We start from the raw sequence: 21,044 nt of genomic DNA, 5'->3' as shown, positions 1-21,044 counted from the left end.
GTGCCATAAAATACTCCATATATTGATGTTTATAACATCATTTGGGGAGCAAAATATCACTTATAAGTGTTGTTCAAATTTCCTGATCCACCTCTAATATTATAGAAAATAAAGAGATGTTTAAGCTTGTAGTTATTGTGCTAAATTAGATTTAATGTATAGATTTTTACTTATTAATATTTTAAGTATATAATTTAATTATGTTTTTTGAAATGAGACCCACATATAATCCGACATGCATAAGCGGAATTTGAGCTCTGAGATCGGCATATTAATCTTTATGTTATTTGAACAATAATTAAATTAATTTTAACTTTTAACTTTATTAATCTATCAAATGAAATGTATTTATTTATGTTTTAAATGTAATAATAATTTAATTCCAATGTCTAAACATAATCTAAAGTAAAAACAATTTGATAGTGTGGTTTTGTGCTGTTAATTAGGGTCATTATTGAACACTTATTCGTCACATGTGATTATGTAAATGCTTTCACACTTCTTGTGTAAAAGTTAATAAATAATGCATATCACTGGACATAATATGAATATTTTAACAAAACTAACGCTAACTGTATTGTTAGGTACAGGATATATCGCGACTGCACAAGCTGCTGTTACTGGTCAAGTTGATGTCAAGCTGAATGTTTCAACAGGTTGTTCTGTTGAAGGTTCTGAAGTTGCTGGAGCTATGAACCAATTTGGTAGTTTGGATTTTGGTAAAACTTCTGGTACTTGGACCAACGTTCTAACTGCTCAGGTTGCTTCAGCAGGTACAGGTAGTCACCTCGCTGTAAAATGTGACAGTACAGATCCTGTTGCGTTTACTGTTGCAATTGATGGTGGTCAGCGTGCTGATCGTAGTCTTAAACATACCACTGCTGCAGACGTGGTTAGCTATAACGTCTATCGTGATGCAGCACGTACCAATCTCTACGCAATCAATACACCTCAAGCTTTCACAGCTGCGAGTGGTGAATCTCAAGAAGTCCCAATCTTTGGTGCAATTGCTGCAAACAGTGGAACTGCAAAAGCACAGGGTGACTATAAAGACACTTTGTTGGTAACAGTTAATTTCTAATCAGTATACGTAACAGTAAACAGGTTTGTTGTTGAACAAGCCTGTTTTAAGGAGGAACGTATGCACCTGTTACTTAAACAAAGCGTTGGATTGCTACTTTGTAGCCTTTTTTCGTCACTCTGTAGTGCTGGGCAGTTAGCCGCTAAGTTAAATATCCAACTTGAATTAGAGCCATCCTGCAAGATTAACAATCAGTCTGTAAATAACGAAACAACTGGCTTGAATTTTGGTCAGTTAGATTTCGGGGAAACTACTGCTGCATTTAATCGTGTGATTGAGACGAGTTTAAGTAATGCTTCTGCATCGGGTTTGACCATTCAATGTCCTGGCAATTCTCCGATAAAAGTTACTTTTGGTGCAGGACAGAATGACAGCAAGGTTCCAGCCCCTTTTAGTGCAAATTATTTCCGTGCTATCAGTAATGGTACCGATTTCCTTGCCTACAACATCTTATATGGCACTGCTCGGGAAGCATTAAAACCGAATCAAACCATCACTTTGACCAACAATGGTCAGCCACAGACGCTTAATATCATAGGTCAAACTGTTAATAATGGTCGGTCAGTCTCGCTTGGACAATATACCGACACTATTCCAATTACCATTGAATTTTAAAGAACAAAATCATGAAAAAAATAGGTTTAAGTGTTCTGCTTATGTTGGCTGGGCCGTGCGTATTTGCTGGAACAACAGCGAATTTTAAAGTGCAGGCAACCATTGAAAATGGCTGCAAACTCAGCAATGTTGAGCAGCGACTTAATTTTGGTCGTCATCCTGTTGTGGGACAGGGAAAGTTAACTGGGTCAGTCGTCAATACTGCACAAAGCTGGAATATCCAGTGCACTGCACGGTTACCAGTAAAGGTCATGTTGAATGGTGGAGATCACTTCTCAAATAATTCTCGACGGATGAAACATGCGCAACAGAATGAATTTGTGTCCTATCAGCTTTATCAGAACAGTAATTTGCAGAATGAATATACCAGTGGGAATAGTTACTCACTGACGTCAACCACTACATCGAATACTCTACTGGGTTTTTCAGTTTATGGTGTTGCAGATTTGAATAATAACAATCAACCACGATCAGCAGGCCTTTATAAAGATACGGTCGCAATTACGATTACATGGTGATTCTATGAGCTTAAATAAAATGAACATATGGTCGGGCAGGACTTTCTTTGCAGCCGCAATATTGATGATGACCTCACCTGTATTCGCACAGGCTACTTTTTTAATCTGGCCAATTTACCCTAAAATTGAAGAAAACGAAAAAGCCACTGCGGTATGGCTACAAAATACTGGTAACTCTGATGCCATGGTACAGATTCGGGTATTTAAATGGGATCAGAATCATCAGCAAGATGCTTTTGAGGAGCAAACTGAGATTATCCCAAGTCCGCCGGTGGCAAAGGTCAAAGCCGGTGAAAAGCATATGTTGCGTTTAACTCGGGCAACCTCAGTACCAGATACAAAAGAACTTGCCTATCGAATTATTGTTGATGAACTGCCGATCAAGCTCAATCCAGAAAACGATAAAGAAGCCTCGACAGTCAGTTTTCAGATGCGTTATTCAATTCCCTTGTTTAGCTATGGCAAAGGACTTGGCAGTGGCTTGACTGAGCTTTCACAAAAAACCAATGCGAAAAATCCTTTGGCTAAACCGATATTAAGCTGGTGGGTCAAAAATAATGAACAGGGGAAACCTGAACTTTATATTCAAAATACCGGTTCAAAATTTTCACGACTTTCAGGAATTAAATTGACTCCAACTTCAGAACAAATGGCTTTTGGCAAAACTGCCTTTGGTTATGTGTTGGCAAACAGCACCATGAAGTTTGATCTGGACAGCAAGATACTCAACAGCCTAAGTGGTCAAACAAGCTTGTATGGAATCGACAGTTCAGGGGTACAACAGGAGTTGATTGAGATTAAAAAACAAGGAGGGAGATAAATGGGTTATTTATCTGGTTTAAATTCACCTTCTTTTTTATGCAAAAGCCTGACCTTTATATTGATCTCGAATATCCCAATGTTGAGCTGCAATGTGTATGCAAATGGCTTACCTCCACCACCGAGAGATGTTTCAGAAGTGAATAGCTTATTTAAGCTCTATCTGGACTTGGTGATCAATCAATATTCGACGCGACAAGTGATCCCCGTCATTGTCAAAGGAGATCATTATTTTATCCAGCAATCAAAACTGGATGAATTACAGATTAAGCTACCTGCAGATGCCCTACAGCAACAGACCGAAAAAAACCTGACTGATCTGGATGTATTTACTCTAGGCTTTTCGGGCAAGGCCTTGGATTGGGTCAGCCTCAATCAGATTCCCGAATTGAAGTATGAATATAATTCAGCACAACAGTATTTTAGTCTAGATCTTCCAGCCAGCTGGATGCCGGTGCAAATACGTGGATTAGACTCCTGGTATCAACCTGAAACAGCACAGTCGGGTATTGGTTTATTAAATAACTATGACTTTTATACCTACCGCCCAGAGAATGGTGGCTATAGCAGTACGCTATTTACAGAACAACGCTTTTTCTCACCTTATGGGGTACTGAGAAACTCTGGGGTCTATAGCAAAACAGATTTTAATTCTGTTGGAAAAGACTCAAATCAAAATAATGATGGCTACCGTCGCTATGACACCACTTGGCAATATGATGACCCAGTCAGGGTATTTTCATTTTTAGCGGGTGATGTAATTACCGGAAGTAAAAACGCCTGGGGAAGTTCAGTGCGTTTAGGTGGATTACAACTCCAGCGTAATTTTGGTACTCGCCCAGATTTGATTACTTATCCTTTACCGCAGTTTAAAGGACAAGCGACCTTACCAAGCACCGTAGATTTATTGATCAATGGACAGAAAGCCAATTCAACCGATGTACAGTCAGGCCCCTTTATTCTTAATAATGTTCCGTTTATCAATGGTAAAGGCGAGGCGGTGATTGTCACCACGGACAGCGTGGGTCGTCAGGTGGCCACCTCAGTGCCATTTTATATTTCGAATACTTTGCTTAAACCTGGATTATTGGATTATTCGGTGTCGATGGGGCAAATCCGCGAAGATTATGGAATCAAAAACTTTTCATACGGCAAGTTTGTTGGTTCAGCGGATGCACGTTATGGGATCAATGATTGGCTCACCGCTGAAGGGCGGGTTGAACTTTCAGATTCAATTCAGTTGGCTGGACTGGGTTCAGTACTCAAGCTGAATCAGTTTGGTGTGTTAAGTGGTTCGGCAACTCAAAGCTGGGCAGACCGTGAATTTAATCGGATCAATAGTCAAAACATGAAGGGAAATCAATACACTTTAGGTTATAGTTATAACCAAAAACGTTTTGGATTGAGTCTCAATCATACTCAACGCGATCAGGATTATTATGATCTTTCACGTTTGCAATACAGCAATTTAATTTCAGCCAACAGTCATAAAAGTTTGGTTGCTAATACTTATTTTGCGACGGATAAGTCAGGTACTTTTGGGGTGGCCTATATCCAGACTAAGAATCGAGATATCAAAAATAAACTAATGAACCTGTCTTGGGCACCGGTATTACCCTCCTATCTGCGTGGTGCGACAGTGTCGTTAAGTGCCAATCGGGATTTTATAGAAAAAGACTGGAGTGCTGCATTTCAGTTGTCGGTTCCTTTTTCCAAAAGCAGATCCACAGCCAGTTTAGGCTATAGTCAGCAATCTAACGGCGATTATGGTTATATCAACTATAACCGTAGTGCACCGTTGGACGGAGGGGTTGGTGTAGATTTAACTCGACGCTTTAATGAAAAAAGTGATGATTTTAATCAAGCACGAATAAGCTACCGTAACCAATATTTTAATACCGATATCGGCATGTCGGGTAGCAATGACTATAACTATTGGTTTGGACTGTCAGGTTCAGTGGTGTTGATGTCAGGCAATGTCTTTGCTGCCAATCGATTGGGTGAGTCTTTTGCCTTGATTGATACTAACAAAGTTGCAGATGTTCCTGTGCATTATGAAAACAGCCTTGTGGGGCGGAGTAATGCCAAGGGTTATGTTTTTGTACCGTCAGTGACCCCGTATTACGCAGCCAAATACAGCATCAACCCGATAGATTTACCTTCTAACTTTAATGCAACTCAAGTTGAAAATCGGATTGCGGCAAAACGCGGTTCAGGTGTAGTGATTGGTTTCCCAATTAAACAATCTTATGCGGCAAATGTGTCTTTAGTACAAAGCAATGGGCAAGCAATTCCAGTGGGTGCAATGGTACATCGTGCAGATCAAGCATCGAGTTATGTGGGGATGGATGGGATTGCTTATCTTGAAGATCTAGGTGCAGAAAATAGCATTCGGGTGCAACTGCCAGATCAGCGCATATGTGAAGCAAACTTTTCATTGGATTTAAAACAAGCACAGCAACAAATTGCAGTGATTAAATCAGTTGTCTGCCATGAGGTGGCTAAACCATGATTATGTTAAAAAAAATAATACCAGCAGGTCTATTATTCTCTGGATTAATATTGATTAATGCTCAGAGTCAGGCAGGTTGTAGTGTTAATTCGAGTGGCAATGTGTCCATTGGTAAAGTGCCTTCAATTACTCTGGCAGAAAGTGGAGTTCAATCTTCGGAATTCAGTGCAGGTTTAGGTTGTACCTCTTATTTAACTTTATTTACTAATAGTTATATGTATTACAGAGTAGATTATTTACCCGTAAACTTTATTAATAGTGTCACTGGTGAACGAATTACAGTCAAATATTTTGATGCTCAAAATAATGCAATTAGCGAAGGCCAAGGAAGAAATATAGGAGGGTGGAGGCTCATTGATTTATTTTCTGGTCCCAGTGGTACGGTACAATTTAGGGCAGTAATTGATCCAGGACAGAACGTATCACCTGGAATATATAAATCGGAAAAGTCATTTAGAGTAAAGTGGTGGTATTCCGTGCCGGCTTTAGGTTTAGGGCCTATAACAACATATTTTAATAGTACAGGGCTTTGGAGGGTGTTAGTCTTAGGACCTATTGGAGGTTATGGGAATGGTGATGATGCATCAATAGATTTGAATCTAGAAGTTTTACCCGATTGCCGAATTACTAACAATGATGTCAATTTCGGAACGGCTGCTTTTGCGACAGCCTTTGAGCCTGTTCAAACTTCAATGGGAGTACGCTGTTCTGTAAAAACGCCTTATAATGTGGGATTAAACAATGGGTTATATCCACAAAGTGGTAATCAACGTGCGATGAAGGCGGTCAATAGCAATAACTTTCTACGTTATGAAATATATAAAAATTCAACTACTGATCGTTGGGGCAGCAACGGAGCTGAGAAATGGTCAAGCAGTAATGCAACCACAAATGCTGGTATTTATGATGCAAAAACTCAACAGGGTTATACCTTCACAACAAAAATCCTTGAAAATAATCCTGACAATTTACCGGCTGATAAATACAGTGATACTGTGACTGTACAGGTTGAATTCTAGTAATACTGATAATGACATCATGATAAAAAATTATGATGTCATAAAAATAAACATATAAATAAATTATAAGACTTAATGTAAATCATAAATTTATCTTTAATATAAATTACCGTTCATCGTTTTTCTTAATTGAAAGTATTATTTTAAATTTTTTGTTTGTAAACATTTTGTTTTTTGAAGTGAGAATATAGAGTGTTTTATAAATTTAAAATTTAAAATGTAAAAGAAAAAATTCAAATTAAGATATTATTTTTTTATACGCTTGTATTTTTATTTATTTTTATGGGTGTGTTATTTGAAACGTTTGTAGTGTTTAAAACATAAATATAATTTTCAACAGGTGTTTTTTTTGTGAATTAAATATTATAATATTTTTTTTAAATGAAAAGGTTATCTGTTGTGCGTGTCTATGCATATTGTAGAGTTGACAATATATCTATAAATAAAAATATTTGTGTTGATTTTATTTCAAATGCGGGTTATGAAATACCAGTTAAGAGAATCATTGTGGAAGAAGTAGAAGTTGGTATATCATTAAAGCACAGAAATAAATTTATTAATTTAGTTAATTATTCTATGGAAAGTGGAGATATATTATTAGTCAATGGAATTGATTCATTAGGTGGGAATTTTAATGAAGTTTTTTCAAGTGCTAATTTAATATTTAAAAAAAAAATTAAATTAATTTGTTTAGAGTTTTCAAAGAACGAAATCTCAGGAGACCTTAAGAAATTTTTTATACACTTTTTGAAGCTATGTGCTGATTTTGAAGGAAAAGCTAATATTTCAAAAAAAAGTGTCCTCAATAAAGCAAAAAAGCGTGTTGGTCGTCCTGAAATTTTAAGCGATAAACAAAAAAAAGAAGCTTTGGAGAATTTTAAAAAAGGTCACAGCATTTATTCAATCGCTAAGCATTATTCAGTTACTCGAACTGTAATCCAACGCTTAATACTAAAATCCTCTGATGTCATTAATAGTGACGACCAATAGATGAGGAATAAAAAACTTGATAAGAATCATATAAGCAGGTTTGCAATTGCTCAAAAAAAAACTGATGTTAAGAAAACAATTATTGTGCAATTGGTTTATGTGTTACGACAAGCAAATCATAAAAAAGCAAAAAATTTGATCAGTCAGTATAGTATTGAAATTAAGTCGCTAAATGGTTTGGTCAACTATAGAGTTCAAGGAATTAAGCATGGAGGAAAAACCATTATATTTTTATATGGATCAAGTCTATATGTTGTGGATTTAACAAAATCATTATTTAAATAGATTTTATAATTTTTTAATGCAGGTATGGGTTTTTGCTATTAACTTTATAAGTTTAATAGTAAGTTAAATGATTGAGTTAAATCAAAAATATACATCTATTTATATTTTTAAGTTATGTTTTTAATTTTTTTAATGTTGGTTATTTGAAAGTATGGCGATGGTAATTAATATATTATGCAAATAAAAATTTTTATAAAAAATAGAATTTTATAGTATTATTTTATGCTAATTTACTCATGTAAATAATATGATTGATTTAAATAGTATAAATAACAAGTATTTAATTTTGTTTTTTAATTAATGTTTTGATCTAAGAGACTATTTTTTTTGAATTATGTGATCTTAAAAAACATTCAATTAAAATTATTTATAAAGAGAGAATTTATATGTGATTTTATTAAGAGAAATTATAAATTTATTTTAAGGAAGCCGATATCGAAGAATTTGGGAAATATCAAAAAAATGTTAGATACTTCCCAAATCGCAATAGTAAATCGATAAATAAATAAACTGTGTTAATTTAAAAATCTTAATTTAAAGTGGGCATTGAAAATTGTTTATTTTCACGGATGTTCGCAGAAGGCCAGCGTTGAGTAATCGTTTTTCTGCGTGTATAAAAACGGACACCATCTGGACCATATGCATATAAATCACCAAATAGTGAGCGCTTCCACCCCCCAAAACTATGATAAGCGACAGGTACAGGCAAAGGAACATTGATGCCAACCATCCCCACTTTAATATGATCAGAGAAATAACGTGCTGCTTCTCCATCACGAGTATAGATACATGTACCATTACCATATTCGTGATTATCAATCAGATCCATAGCTTCTTGCATAGTCTCTACCCGCATGATTTGTAAGACTGGACCAAAAATTTCCTGCTGATAACTATGCATGTTTGGTGTAACTTGATCAATTAAGGTCGGTCCCACAAAGAAGCCATTTTTATAGTCACCAACGGTTGCTTGTCTACCATCCACGACAATTTTTGCACCTTGTTGCTCAGCACTGTCGATAAAACCAACCACTTTAGCTTTATGGTCTGCTGTAATTACAGGCCCAAAATCATTATTTTTATTGGAAAAATGTCCAAATTTTAATTTACTGATTTCATTTTGAAGTTTTGTAATCACGGTATCCGCAATCTCATCACCGACTGCAACAGCAACAGAAAGTGCCATACAACGTTCACCTGATGAACCAAAAGCTGCACCAAGTAGAGAATTAACCACATTATCTACATCAGCATCTGGCATGATAATCGCGTGATTTTTTGCACCACCTAAAGCTTGACAACGTTTACCCGCAGCTGTTGCCGTTTTATAAATATATTCAGCGATTGGAGTTGAGCCGACAAAGCTTATGGCTTGGATACGTGGATCGTTTAAAAGTGTATCTACAGCAACTTTATCCCCATTGACCAAATTGAAGACACCATCGGGAAGACCTGCTTCTTTTAATAATTGTGCGATATATAATGTTGAGGATGGATCACGCTCGGATGGTTTTAAAATAAAGCAGTTACCACAGACAATTGCCATTGGGAACATCCAAAGCGGCACCATCACTGGGAAGTTAAAAGGGGTAATCCCTGCAACGACACCTAAAGGCTGAAATTCACTCCAAGAGTCAATATTGGGGCCTACATTTTTTGAAAATTCACCTTTTAAAAACTCAGGGGCACCACAAGCATATTCAACATTTTCTATACCGCGCTGTAATTCTCCTGCAGCATCATGACAAATTTTTCCGTGCTCTAAACCAATTAGCTCACAGATTTTATCTGCATTCTTTTCAAGTAACTCTTTAAACTTAAACATGACTCGCGCACGTTTGATGACGGGTGTGTCGCGCCATGCAGGAAATGCATTTTCTGCTGCTACTATTGCTTCAAGTACCGTTTTTTGGCTAGCAATGGCAACTTCGGAATTTGATTCACCTGTTGCTGGGTTAAATACTTTTTGAGTGCGGCTTGCTTCAGTTGAGAGTTGTCCATTAATGAAATGCCCGATGGTATTCATTGATATCTCCTTGTTTATTTTCGTTGAAAAATTAAGACCATAATTGTTGATAAAGTTTTACGATTTCTTCTTTCGTCGGTAGACGAGGGTTATTACTGGGTGAGCCTGAAGCAAGTGCCTGTTCTGCCATAGTATTTACAACTTCATCAAAATATCTTTTATCTGCACCAAAAGCTTCCAAGGTTGGCACTTGCAGTGATGAATTAATGTCTTTTAATGCTTCAATTAACTTAGCATTGGCAGATTCAACAGAATCAGTTTGCTGCGCTGCGCCAATGGCTTTTGCGCAATCAGCATATTTTTCAGGTTCGGCCGGAATTGAATATTCGATGATCATGGGCAATAACATGGCATTCGATAAACCATGTGGGACATGGAAAAATGCGCCAATAGGTCGGCTCATGCCATGAACTAAAGCGACCGAAGCATTATTAAAAGCCACACCTGCCAATGTTGCACCAAGCATTAAAGCTTCTCTGGCACCTTTGTCACTTGGGTCTAGATAGACTTTTTTTAGATTGGGTCCAATTAAGCGCATTGCTTCCAATGCTTGGGTATCACTATATAAATTGGCTTTTTTACTGGTATAGGCTTCAATCGCATGTGTTAAGGCATCAATCCCAGTATCCGCTGTGGTACGAGCAGGCAAGCTTAAAGTAAGTTCATAATCCACAATTGCAGCGATCGGCATAAAACCAGCACCAACACAAAGCATTTTTTCATTGCTTTCATCATCGGTAATGATGGTGAATTTGGTTGCTTCGGAACCTGTCCCTGCAGTTGTTGGAACAGCAATAATCGGTAAGCCTTGTTCATTGACTTGCCGAGGAAATTTGTAATCTCTGATTTTTCCACCATAGCGACCTAAGATACCAATCGCTTTTGCGCTGTCAATTGGACTCCCACCACCAATGGCAATAATTGAATCATATTGTTTTGTTTGAATAAATTTGACTCCAGCCTCAATAGAACTTGATGTTGGTTCTGGAATAGTTTGATCAAAATAGTCTGCTTCAATATGCTCATTTTTGAGAATATTTTGAATATCAGCGATATAGCCCAATTTCACCATCATTTGATCGGTAATGATCAATGGTTTATGGCAGCCTAAGCTTTTTAAAATTTCAGGGATTTTTTTTCTAGCATTTTTTCCAACTTCAATAAATCGGGGCAATAAAATTGTATGTGACATAAGCGAACTCCATTTTAGTTTCATTCCATTTACATGCATTTTTCATTTGAAAATGATGAGTTTGCATGCTGTAGATTAGTTTTATAATACTTGTATATTGATATGTATCGTATCAATATAAATTAATATGTAAATAGGCGTTTTATGATTTTTACTAAAATAAAAATATTTATATATAAATAACAATATCTTGAGTGATTTTTTAAAGTGGAAAATATTTTTATCTAGCTTCATCATTAAAAATTGGATATACATGTATATCGATACAATATGTATCATAATAATTAAATAAATGGAGTTTAAGATGTTAGGACTATTTGGAATAGTAGTTTCTTTGATTTTGCTGATGTATTTAGCTTATAGAGGCTTTAGTGTCATTATTTTGGCGCCTGTACTTGCACTGTTTGCAGTCATTTGGAGTGGAATGACACATGAATTATTAGGATTTTATTCGCAAGTATTTATGAGTGGTTTAGGTGGTTATATTATCAAATATTTTCCACTTTTCCTTTTAGGTGCAGTCTTCGGAAAGCTCATGGACGATAGTGGTTCGGCCCGTACGATTGCAATTTTTTTTGTTGAACGTTTAGGGCATCACCGCGCGATGTTATCGATCGTTATTTCCTGTGCGATATTAACTTATGGTGGTGTTTCACTTTTTGTAGTGGGTTTTGCAGTATTTCCCATTGCTTCGGCATTATTTAAAGAGTTGGGTATTCCTAAACGATTCATTCCAGCTGCAATTATGCTTGGTGCATTAACCTTTACCATGACTGCTTTACCTGGAACTCCCGCGATTCAAAACGCAATCCCAATGCCGTATTTTAAAACGGATCTATATGCGGCTCCTGTTCTTGGCATCATTGCATCAATTTTTATGTTAATTACGGGGATGTGGTGGCTAAATAGAAGAGTCAAGCATTCAATAAAACAAGGTGAAGGGTATGGTAATCACATCGAAAATCATAAAGAAATTTTAACCCACTCAGATCCGAGTTTGCTGATTGCAATGATCCCGATTGTATTGGTTATTTTATCTAATTTAATGTTATCTAAAGTAATTTTTCCAAATATGGATACTTCATATTTGGCAACTGCTCAATTTGGTAATACAAGTTTGAATTCAGTGATTGGCCTTTGGTCTATTATTACGGCATTGGTCATCGCATGTATTGCCATTATTGGTCTAAATTGGAAGCGAATTAACGATATTCGAGACAGCATTCAAAATGGTGTTTCTTCTTCTTTTTTACCGATTTTTAATACTGCCTCAGAAGTTGGATATGGGTCAGTTATTGCTTCCTTAGCTGGTTTTGTCATTTTAAAAGATTTTTTAGTCAGTTTAGCACCCAGTAATCCGCTGGTTTCAGAAGCAATTTTGGTCAATGTACTGGCTGGCATCACCGGCTCTGCTTCTGGTGGCTTGAGTATCGCATTAAATACGATGGGCGAAACCTATATGAACCTAGCGCAAGATTTTGGTATTTCACCAGAATTAATGCACAGAGTCGCTTCTATGGCTTCAGGTTCTTTAGACTCACTTCCACATAACGGTGCGGTGATTACTATTATTGCACTTTGCGGTCTTACACATAAACAGTCCTATTATGACATGTTTGTTGTCGCAGTTATTTTCCCCCTGATGGCACTGATCGGAGTGATAACGCTTGGAACATATTTTGGATCATTTTAACGACTGAATTGTTGAGACTAGATGCTTGTGCATGTTGAGTAGTTCTTATGCCTCAGTAAACTTTATAAATTATGCAACTTATACTCTTCCATAGAAATGAATATGTTGGATTTAAAAGCTTGTAATAAACTCTTTACAGTTAAAGTTTACATAGGGGATGCCAAACCTTGCGCTGCAAACCAAGCTATGCTTTTTTTGCTCATATTAGTTGAGAGGTACGTCCTGTACCTCCACATGTAGACGCGTTTAGGGGCGAATTCTAAGTCGCAACATTATAAACGATTACGTGTAATTCATTAAATTATCAGCAAGCCATTGAATAGACAGGCTAAAATAGGGATGGGTATTCAATGCTCAATTTTTTAACTAATACAACAAGTGTAATCACGAGCTCTCATCTTTTAATGGATAGAGTTTTTGATATAAGTATTTAAATCTGTGGCTGCATCTCTTAATGCATCTTGATAACTGATTAAGTCATCTAAAGATTTTCGAATGCTTGGTGCATGGGTATATAAGCAAGCAATGATTTCACCGTTGGGGTGGAGTATAGGAACTGAGCAAGCCACCATACCTGCTATAAACTCTTCATTGTCTGTACCTAAATTTGTTACGCCAATGCGCTGAATTTCAGATTCAAGCAAATTAGGATCTGTAATGGTGTTTTTTGTGTACTGTGTAATTGGGATATTTTTTAAAATATTTTTCCTTTTCTCTGCGGATAAATGGCTTAGAAAAAGCTTACCACTTGATGTACACCAAACAGGTACTGTTGAACCGACAGGTAAATATACCTGTAATGGCCAGTTCGTCTGTATACGGTCCACGTATAGCATATGATTATCTTGTAGTATGGCAATACCACAGGTTTCGCCAATCTTATTTGACAGCTTTTCTAAAATAGAAAATCGCTCAATTCTAAATTTTTCATTTTCCCAAACATTGAATAATAAGTGTTTGACTCTTCCACCCACCAACAAGCCACCGTGTAAATCTACTTTGACATAACCCTCTTTTTCTAATAATTGAATGAGTCGATGAATACTGGGTTTTGGAATATCAAGTGCTAAAGAGAGATCAAGTGGAGAAGGGGGATGTTTTGCTTCACCAATTGCTTCTAAAATCTCAAGTACTCGTGTGATCGATGAACCTTTATTTCGTTTTGTATCTTGCGTCATAAAATTTTCCAAAAGAACATGCTTCATTCATAGCAACTTGAGTTTATGAATATTATCACTTGAAAGTTGTAGATATGAAATTTTTATCAATGCTTTATCGTTGTAGATTTGGACTTCTCAATGTAAGAAATTCTACGTCAATCATTCGAGCTTTTGTGAAAAAAAGTTTTTAGATACTTTAACCAAATTCTGGTTATGGAACGCTGAGAATATTAGAATCATTAAAGGCCTATTCGGTTCAATAAGCCTTTTTAAATATTAGCGTGACTTGTTCCAGCTTAAAATTTTAAATAATCCAAACATCACCATAATCCAGATAGGAATCAAGATGACAGACTCCTTAAAGTTTTGTTTCCACATGATATATAGAATCATACTAATAAAAACTAAAACAATATAATTACTAATAGGTGAAAAAATTGAAGGGAATTTTACGGTTTTGCCTTCCAATTTCATGGCTTGCTTAAATTTTAAATGAGTAAAGCTAATAATTGCCCAGTTTAAAACCAAAGCAGCAACAGCCAAATACATCAGGTGACTTAATGCTTCTTCAGGCACAAAATAGTTCAGTAACACACAGCCAAAAATTAGAATAGAAGAAAATACCACAGCAGATATTGGAACACCTTGTTTGCTCACTTTTGCAAACATCTTCGGTGCATTGCCTTGTACTGCAAGCCCATACAGCATACGGCTATTGGCATACATACCACTGTTATATACTGAAAGTGCCGCAGTCAAAATAATAAAATTGAGTAAATGTGCTGCCCAGCCTAAGCCCAGTTGGCTGAAAATCATTACAAAGGGACTTTTATCTAAACCACCCAGATCAAGTTGATTCCATGGGATTAATGACATAATAATGGCAAGAGAAGCAATATAAAAAACTAAAATGCGGAAAATCACGCGATTGACTGCTTGTGGTATGCTTTTTTCAGGATTTTCTGCTTCAGCAGCGGTCATCCCAATCAATTCAATGCCGCCAAATGCAAACATTAAAAAGGCCAGCATATAAAACAGCCCTGAAAAACCATGTGGGAAAAATCCACCATGTTGCCATAGGTTTGCCACAGTTGCAGTTGAATCAGCACCAGCTGTGAGCAAAAGATATAAACCAAATACAATCATCGAAATCACAGCAACAACTTTGATAATGGCTAACCAAAATTCTGATTCACCATAAAATTTAACATTGCCCAGATTAAAACCAGTCACGATGACAAAGAAAAATAAAGCAGAGACCCAAGCGGGGATATGCGGCCACCAATAATGCACATATTTAGCTACCGCTGTAAGCTCAGTCATGGCGACTAAAATATACATGACCCAGTAATTCCAGCCAGATAAAAAGCCAGGAAATTTTCCCCAATATTTTTGTGAAAAATAACTGAATGAACCTGCAACAGGTTCTTCTACAATCATTTCACCCATTTGGCGCATGATTAAAAAGGCAATCAAACCGACGATGGCATAGCCTAAAATAATCGAAGGGCCAGCAGATTGGATGACTTGTGCAGAACCTAGAAATAATCCTGTACCCACAGCGCCACCCATAGCGATCAATTGGATATGACGATTTTTAAGTCCACGTTTTAATTGGGAAGATGAGCGATTCAAAATATGCTGTGCTGAATAAAAGAAGCTATTGTAATTGATTGGTTATAGATAACCTAGTTTGAAAATGATATTGCAGCTGGAATTTTAAAAGATATTGAACTCTGGAATATTAGAGCGATTTTATCAATCAATAAAGCTCATGTTGAGTACATCATATCGCTATTGAAAGAGGCTTCTCCCAACGGGAGAAGGGAGTTCCTATACAAATAGGATTCGCTCCTGATGATCATTTTTTGATGTATGGAAAAGATCTAGTATATTTTTATTTTTTTCAATTTAAAGAAATTTTCTTGCTATCTCACTTGTGTTATCTTCCTTTTAAAATGAGAAAGTAGATATTCAATTTAGGTTCGAGATTTTCAAGATATTGAGCAAAAGTTTTTCCTTCATTTTATTTAAATAATAAATGACGTATCAAAAAGACCTCAGTTTAGGTTCTTCCGCATTTTTATAAAAATAATTAGACCTACTGTTAAAAATCACCCTTTTATCAAAAAATATCTTTTTAATTTATATGGATAGAGAAACTGCGCTTATTTTAAATACCGACTTGAAATGTCATTGATCAGTGCAAAAAAGAACCTTTTAAAAAGATCAAAAAAAAACGCTTGAAAATTAATCTAAGTGGATTATTATATTTAATCTAAGTGGATTAAAAAACAATCCATTTAAATGATCAATTAAAATTAAAATGAAGTCGCCATCGTTCTAGGATCGAAGTACATGGTGTAAAGGAAAAGTACGTTATGGAAAAAATGAATAAATTAAAAGTAGGGATACTGCTGACGACGGTTATGGGTTCAATCACTTTAAGTGCTTGTAACGACAATGATGATGAGGAATATCTAACCCAACCGCCTAAAGCAGAACTGACAGATTGTATGTGGCAAAATGCGGTTTCAAGTAAGGATGGAACCGGTGGTGCCAATCCTATGAATTATGCGCTTCCAGACTCCAATGTAAATTATTGGTCGAGTGAATTTACAGTGCCAGAAGGTGCAAAAGTTTTTATCGATGGTGATTATCCTTATGCCCGTCACACTTCTCTGGTTAGCTATACAGCTAAAGGAGAACGCGTTAACTCTTTGGTAGATGTCAATATTAAACCCAATCACGGTGTGACCAATCCCTTTATTGTGGGGAATAACCGCTTAAATAAAGAAAGAGGATTTAAAGCTGAGTTGGTCTTGGGGGATCTACCTGCATTGCCTCAAGAAAATACTTTATATGCACCTAAAACAGACAGTAATGAAGTGGCGTTAATCTATCGTGTTTATGTGCCGAATAAAGGCTTTAATGAGAAAGGAGGGGTTAATTTTCCTCGCTTTAAAGTGCAGTTAGCCAATGGTGAAATCAAAACAGGTGCAGAAGTTTGTACGGTCCTTAAAGTGAAAGAAAAAGCTTTGGATAATGTGCAAACGCCTTTGAACTTAATTTTAAGTTTGTATAATAAACAGCCTTACACGGGTTTCCCTGCGCAATTGACCCCAACATGGTATACCGCCTATAACGGGCCTGCGAATATTAGTTGTATTTATAAATATAACTTAGCTCAGTGTGAAGGATTTAAAACTGAACGTAAGCTGAATCAATGGGCTACACCAGATAATGAATATACCTTTTCTGTGATTAGCCGTAAGCTCGGTAAGGTGGTTGTGGTGAAAGGTAAACTGCCACAAATCGCAGCAACTTCTGGTAACGAAACCACTTTAGGGAAAGGTGATATTCGATATTGGTCAATTTGTAGCAATGAGCTGATCTCGACAGCAACTAACTTTTGTATCTATGATGAGCAAATAAAGCATACAGACAAAAATGGCTTTTATACTCTCGTTGTATCTCTACCAGAAGATCGACCAAAGAATGCAACAGAAGAATGTGGAATTGCGTACTTGCCTTTAAGTCCACGTGGTGATGGGTATACTGGTCCAGATGCGGTGGAAAAAGGGCATAACGATGTTGGTTTCCTGATCATGAGAAATTTATTACCGTATTCAAACTTTAGTCAAGCAATCCAGAACACCAAAGTTTGGGGAGATGAAAAGACAGTCATGGGTGATTATTTACCAGACTTGAACTACAGCTCTAAAGAGGAATTTGAAGCCAAAGGTTGTTCATAGTTCATCTGTCAAAAATAAGCCAGTCGATTGGACTGGTTTATTTTTTATCATTTTTGATATAAAAAGACCTCTCTTTTTATTTTTCTCTATGGAATGTGATAAGTAATCAAACCAAAGAAAAGCTTATCGAGGCTGCGATTGTTCTCTTTTCACAGAACAATATTGAAACTTTGTCTGTACAGAAAATTAATGAAACTGCAAAAGTAGCAAATAAATCAGCTTTATATTACCACTTCAAATCTAAATGGGGATTGGTAGAAGCTGCGCTTGATCATGTCATGACACCTTATGTTACAGACAGCCTCGCGCTCTTAAATGCGATTCAACCTGAACATGTACAAGTTTCTGATGTTGTAGATGCCTTGATGAAACCGATGGTGAAGATTCTTTTACAGGAAAATGGGATTCATTATATAAAATTCTTTTCTAAGACGATTAGCGCAGGAGACGAAGGGCGGATCATTGTTGTAAAGACATTGGTACCTATTTCAGATAAAGCAGTCTCTTTATTACAACTGGCTTTACCAGATTCTGAACCTGACGCGATTGCATTAAAAGTACTTTTTACCTTCAATACGATACTCAATGTGGTCAGTGATATTGGTCTTGAACACTTTTGGCCGACCAAGGTAAAAGATCACAAACTGTTGGGTAAATACTTAAAAGACTATATTGAAGGTGGCATTCGATTCAAGGTAAATCAAAGTTATGATTGATCAATAAAATCACCAATTGAAAGCGGGGATGAATCAAATTGTAGAAGGAAGAGGATTTTATAGCGGGATATAAGACAGGGTTGAATGCCAGATGAAAATAATGCACAAATCATAAAACCCAAAAATATGGATGTTTTTAAAAGGAAAGACAATGAAAATTAAATTTTTGACGGTCTCATTGATGTTTATTTTACCATTTTCTGTTTTTGCAGCAAATGCAGCGGTAGAAAAAGCAGTCATTGAGTCAAATAATACCTATAAGAATAAATATAATTTAGATGATATGACTGAGTTTAATTATGCGCAAAAAGGCTTTATTGCCAAGCCGACGGGTCAAATTAAAAGTGAGAAAGGCAATGTTATCTGGGATTTTGATGCGTTTAATTTTTTAAACGATCAAGCTCCAAATACTGTTAATCCGAGTCTATGGCGACAAGCAAAGTTAAACAACAATGTCGGTCTTTTTAAAGTTACAGATCGAGTTTGGCAAATTCGTGGTTTCGATTTGGCAAATATGACTATTATACAGGGTGATACTGGCTGGATTATTGTTGATACATTAACTTCTAAAGAAACAGCTGAAGCTGCACTCAAATTTGCTAGACAGCATTTAGGTGAGCAAAAAATTTCAGCCATTATCTTTACCCATAGCCATATCGATCATTTTGGTGGGGCATTAGGTGTTATTTCTACCGAAGAAATTAACGCAAGAAAAACGCCAATTATAGCGCCACAAGGCTTTATGGAAGAAGCGACCAGTGAAAATGTGATGGCAGGTTCAGCCATGCTACGTCGTGCCAGTTACATGTATGGAACTTTTCTACCGAAGAATGCACAAGGGCTGGTAGATACAGGTTTAGGTAAGGCAGTTGCTGTTGGGAAAATGGGAATCCTTGAGCCTACACAACTGATTACTCAGGCGGAACAGAAAATGACCGTTGATGGTCTAGATTTTGTGTTTTATAACGTGCCGGGTTCAGAAGCGCCCGCCGAGTTAACCTTCTCTATCCCATCACTCAAACTTTATAATGGCGCGGAAATTCTTTCGCATACCATGCATAATCTTTATACCCTTCGAGGTGCTAAAGTACGAGATGCCTTAAAATGGGTGGGTTATTTAGATCAGGCAATGCAACATGCCAAAACATCGGATGTGTTGATTGCACAGCATCATTGGCCAGTATGGGGCAATGACAATATTCAAGATTTTATTAAAACGCAGCGAGATGTATATAAGTTTACCCATGACCAGACGGTGAGATATATGAACTCTGGTTTAAATGGCGCTGAAATTGCTGAGAAAATTCAGCTTCCAGCGGCACTTGATCAAAAACTATATGCTCATGGCTATTATGGAACCCTAAAGCATAATGTAAAAGCGGTATACCAATATTATATGGGATGGTTCGATGCCCATCCTTCCAATTTAGATCCATTGCCACCTAAAGCTGTTGCAAAAAAATATATTGAATTAGCAGGTGGGGAGAGCAAAGCGTTGAAAAATGCGCAAGATGCCTATGATCAAGCTGATTATAGATGGGCTGCTGAGATTTTAAAGCATATTGTGTTGAATAACCCTCAAAACCAACAAGCGAAAAACTTATTGGCAAATACTTATCGTCAATTGGGCTATGCTGCTGAGGCTTCAACTTGGCGTAATTTCTTTTTAGTCGGTGCCCAAGAGCTACAAAATAATCTACCTTTGCAAAATACATCTGATCCAAGTGACTTATTGATTCACACGCCAACAGAAAGATTTCTTGAAGCCATGGCAACCAATTTAGATGTAGAAAATTTAAAAAGTGAAAACCAGTGTCTCAATCTGGTTTTATCGGATACCAAAGAGAATTTTTCATTGTGGGTTGAAAACTCAGTCATGCAATTCAAGCGTTATGATCACAGTAGCGCTTTGGCATCGGATTGCCCAACATTAACCTTAACCAAACCCTTATATCTAAAAATGATTACAGGACAAATAGAAGGGGTAAAAGTCCTCCTTTCTAAAGACAGTAAAGTCAAAGGCAATCCACTGAAAATTGGAAAATTCTTTGCAATGTTTAAACGGCCAGATTCAATTTTCCCAATTGTGACTCGACCAAATGGCTAAAGTTACAAGGCTAGGCTCAAATAAATAGAGCCATAAGCTTAAATCAGTAGATCTAAATATAGATGGGCGAACTTATCAACTTAGTTGTCCCACTCTTATCGCATGCAATAAAAGAAATCATTTCTTGTAACGGTATTCAAAATTAAAAGTAAACTATAAGGATTTTAACCCTGTTGCTACTTTGTTAAATATTTTTTGAATTTTATAGCGTATTTTCTAGGGAGGAATTTTAATTGGAAACTTGTTTAAAAAATGTTTATTTTTATATTAATTTACTCATAAATAATAGCTTTAAGTGATATTTTTAACTAAAAGGTAGATAAAATATTGTGAAATATTTTTTATTAAAAATAAGATTTTATTAAAGATGACTTGATTGTGTCATTTTTTGAATATATTGAGTAAATATATAGGTCATGTTGATTGTATCAATATTCGATAGTTTAAGAGCTTAATCTTGATTTTATCAACCTTATATTTTTCTATAGTCAGCATAATTAAGAAACTTATTTTGTAATACCTACGGGTTGATTTTCCTTTTTGAGAGCCTATATTT

16 protein-coding genes are annotated in these 21,044 nt (G+C 36.2%); 12 read left to right on the top strand and 4 right to left on the bottom strand.

The features are described 5' to 3' along the window. The first annotated feature begins 544 nt into the window (after nucleotides 1–544). The 8 genes from ACG916_RS19655 to ACG916_RS19620 all read left to right on the top strand — a co-directional run bounded on the left by ACG916_RS19655 (nucleotide 545) and on the right by ACG916_RS19620 (nucleotide 7,839). Complete coding sequence (locus ACG916_RS19655) at nucleotides 545–1,081, top strand: Csu type fimbrial protein (RefSeq protein WP_336951576.1); 537 nt, start codon at nucleotides 545–547, stop codon at nucleotides 1,079–1,081. A 60-nt stretch (nucleotides 1,082–1,141) separates the two neighbouring features. Then, complete coding sequence (locus ACG916_RS19650) at nucleotides 1,142–1,696, top strand: spore coat protein U domain-containing protein (protein WP_336951574.1); 555 nt, start codon at nucleotides 1,142–1,144, stop codon at nucleotides 1,694–1,696. An 11-nt stretch (nucleotides 1,697–1,707) separates the two neighbouring features. Beyond that, a complete protein-coding gene (locus ACG916_RS19645; RefSeq protein WP_336951572.1) occupies nucleotides 1,708–2,214 on the top strand; it encodes a Csu type fimbrial protein in 507 nt (168 codons plus the stop codon). Between the two features lie 19 nt (nucleotides 2,215–2,233). After that, nucleotides 2,234–3,034, top strand: a complete 801-nt coding sequence (locus ACG916_RS19640) for a fimbrial biogenesis chaperone (protein WP_419328623.1) — start codon at nucleotides 2,234–2,236, stop codon at nucleotides 3,032–3,034. Continuing rightward, nucleotides 3,035–5,545: a fimbria/pilus outer membrane usher protein gene (locus ACG916_RS19635; RefSeq protein ID WP_419328599.1), complete on the top strand. Its 2,511-nt coding sequence runs from the start codon at nucleotides 3,035–3,037 to the stop codon at nucleotides 5,543–5,545. Continuing rightward, nucleotides 5,542–6,564, top strand: a complete 1,023-nt coding sequence (locus ACG916_RS19630; protein ID WP_419328601.1) for a Csu type fimbrial protein — start codon at nucleotides 5,542–5,544, stop codon at nucleotides 6,562–6,564. Before ACG916_RS19635 ends, ACG916_RS19630 begins: the two co-directional genes overlap by 4 nt. Nucleotides 6,565–6,963: 399 nt before the next feature. Then, on the top strand, nucleotides 6,964–7,554 hold the full coding sequence (locus tag ACG916_RS19625) for a recombinase family protein (protein WP_336951566.1): 591 nt from the start codon (nucleotides 6,964–6,966) through the stop codon (nucleotides 7,552–7,554). Then, nucleotides 7,555–7,839, top strand: coding sequence for a hypothetical protein (locus tag ACG916_RS19620; RefSeq protein WP_336951564.1), 285 nt, complete (start codon nucleotides 7,555–7,557; stop codon nucleotides 7,837–7,839). Nucleotides 7,840–8,368: 529 nt separating this feature from the next. Here the strand turns inward: ACG916_RS19620 and ACG916_RS19615 are convergent. After that, a complete protein-coding gene (locus tag ACG916_RS19615; RefSeq protein WP_336951563.1) occupies nucleotides 8,369–9,865 on the bottom strand; it encodes a CoA-acylating methylmalonate-semialdehyde dehydrogenase in 1,497 nt (498 codons plus the stop codon). A 31-nt stretch (nucleotides 9,866–9,896) separates the two neighbouring features. Further along, nucleotides 9,897–11,057, bottom strand: coding sequence for an iron-containing alcohol dehydrogenase (locus ACG916_RS19610; protein ID WP_336951561.1), 1,161 nt, complete (start codon nucleotides 11,055–11,057; stop codon nucleotides 9,897–9,899). Nucleotides 11,058–11,361: 304 nt separating this feature from the next. Here ACG916_RS19610 and ACG916_RS19605 point away from each other — a divergent pair, with 304 nt between their 5' ends. Next, nucleotides 11,362–12,750: a GntP family permease gene (locus ACG916_RS19605; protein ID WP_336951558.1), complete on the top strand. Its 1,389-nt coding sequence runs from the start codon at nucleotides 11,362–11,364 to the stop codon at nucleotides 12,748–12,750. Nucleotides 12,751–13,151: 401 nt separating this feature from the next. Here ACG916_RS19605 and ACG916_RS19600 read toward each other — a convergent pair whose 3' ends face one another. Next, nucleotides 13,152–13,928, bottom strand: coding sequence for an IclR family transcriptional regulator (locus ACG916_RS19600; protein WP_336951556.1), 777 nt, complete (start codon nucleotides 13,926–13,928; stop codon nucleotides 13,152–13,154). A 258-nt stretch (nucleotides 13,929–14,186) separates the two neighbouring features. Further along, nucleotides 14,187–15,545, bottom strand: coding sequence for an amino acid permease (locus tag ACG916_RS19595; RefSeq protein ID WP_336951554.1), 1,359 nt, complete (start codon nucleotides 15,543–15,545; stop codon nucleotides 14,187–14,189). Between the two features lie 746 nt (nucleotides 15,546–16,291). Here ACG916_RS19595 and ACG916_RS19590 point away from each other — a divergent pair. The 3 genes from ACG916_RS19590 (at nucleotide 16,292) to ACG916_RS19580 (ending at nucleotide 20,488) form a co-directional block, all read left to right on the top strand. Continuing rightward, complete coding sequence (locus tag ACG916_RS19590; RefSeq protein WP_336951509.1) at nucleotides 16,292–17,665, top strand: hypothetical protein; 1,374 nt, start codon at nucleotides 16,292–16,294, stop codon at nucleotides 17,663–17,665. A 98-nt stretch (nucleotides 17,666–17,763) separates the two neighbouring features. After that, nucleotides 17,764–18,381, top strand: a complete 618-nt coding sequence (locus ACG916_RS19585; protein WP_336951507.1) for a TetR/AcrR family transcriptional regulator — start codon at nucleotides 17,764–17,766, stop codon at nucleotides 18,379–18,381. Nucleotides 18,382–18,532: 151 nt separating this feature from the next. Beyond that, nucleotides 18,533–20,488, top strand: a complete 1,956-nt coding sequence (locus ACG916_RS19580) for an alkyl/aryl-sulfatase (RefSeq protein WP_419328603.1) — start codon at nucleotides 18,533–18,535, stop codon at nucleotides 20,486–20,488. Nucleotides 20,489–21,044 lie beyond the last annotated feature (556 nt).

This window comes from Acinetobacter legionensis (genome assembly GCF_048552295.1).
Taxonomy (GTDB): Bacteria; Pseudomonadota; Gammaproteobacteria; order Pseudomonadales; family Moraxellaceae; genus Acinetobacter.
This window is presented reverse-complemented; position numbering and strand designations above follow the sequence as displayed.

Excerpts from the sequence above, each read along its gene's own strand:
- ACG916_RS19635 (WP_419328599.1), top strand. The coding sequence starts at position 3,035 with ATGGGTTATTTATCTGGTTTAAATTCACCTTCTTTTTTATGCAAAAGC.
- ACG916_RS19615 (WP_336951563.1), bottom strand. The coding sequence starts at position 9,865 with ATGAATACCATCGGGCATTTCATTAATGGACAACTCTCAACTGAAGCA.
- ACG916_RS19600 (WP_336951556.1), bottom strand. The coding sequence starts at position 13,928 with ATGACGCAAGATACAAAACGAAATAAAGGTTCATCGATCACACGAGTA.
- ACG916_RS19590 (WP_336951509.1), top strand. The coding sequence starts at position 16,292 with ATGGAAAAAATGAATAAATTAAAAGTAGGGATACTGCTGACGACGGTT.
- ACG916_RS19640 (WP_419328623.1), top strand. The coding sequence starts at position 2,234 with ATGAACATATGGTCGGGCAGGACTTTCTTTGCAGCCGCAATATTGATG.
- ACG916_RS19620 (WP_336951564.1), top strand. The coding sequence starts at position 7,555 with ATGAGGAATAAAAAACTTGATAAGAATCATATAAGCAGGTTTGCAATT.
- ACG916_RS19650 (WP_336951574.1), top strand. The coding sequence starts at position 1,142 with ATGCACCTGTTACTTAAACAAAGCGTTGGATTGCTACTTTGTAGCCTT.
- ACG916_RS19605 (WP_336951558.1), top strand. The coding sequence starts at position 11,362 with ATGTTAGGACTATTTGGAATAGTAGTTTCTTTGATTTTGCTGATGTAT.
- ACG916_RS19655 (WP_336951576.1), top strand. The coding sequence starts at position 545 with ATGAATATTTTAACAAAACTAACGCTAACTGTATTGTTAGGTACAGGA.
- ACG916_RS19580 (WP_419328603.1), top strand. The coding sequence starts at position 18,533 with ATGAAAATTAAATTTTTGACGGTCTCATTGATGTTTATTTTACCATTT.
- ACG916_RS19645 (WP_336951572.1), top strand. The coding sequence starts at position 1,708 with ATGAAAAAAATAGGTTTAAGTGTTCTGCTTATGTTGGCTGGGCCGTGC.
- ACG916_RS19610 (WP_336951561.1), bottom strand. The coding sequence starts at position 11,057 with ATGTCACATACAATTTTATTGCCCCGATTTATTGAAGTTGGAAAAAAT.
- ACG916_RS19630 (WP_419328601.1), top strand. The coding sequence starts at position 5,542 with ATGATTATGTTAAAAAAAATAATACCAGCAGGTCTATTATTCTCTGGA.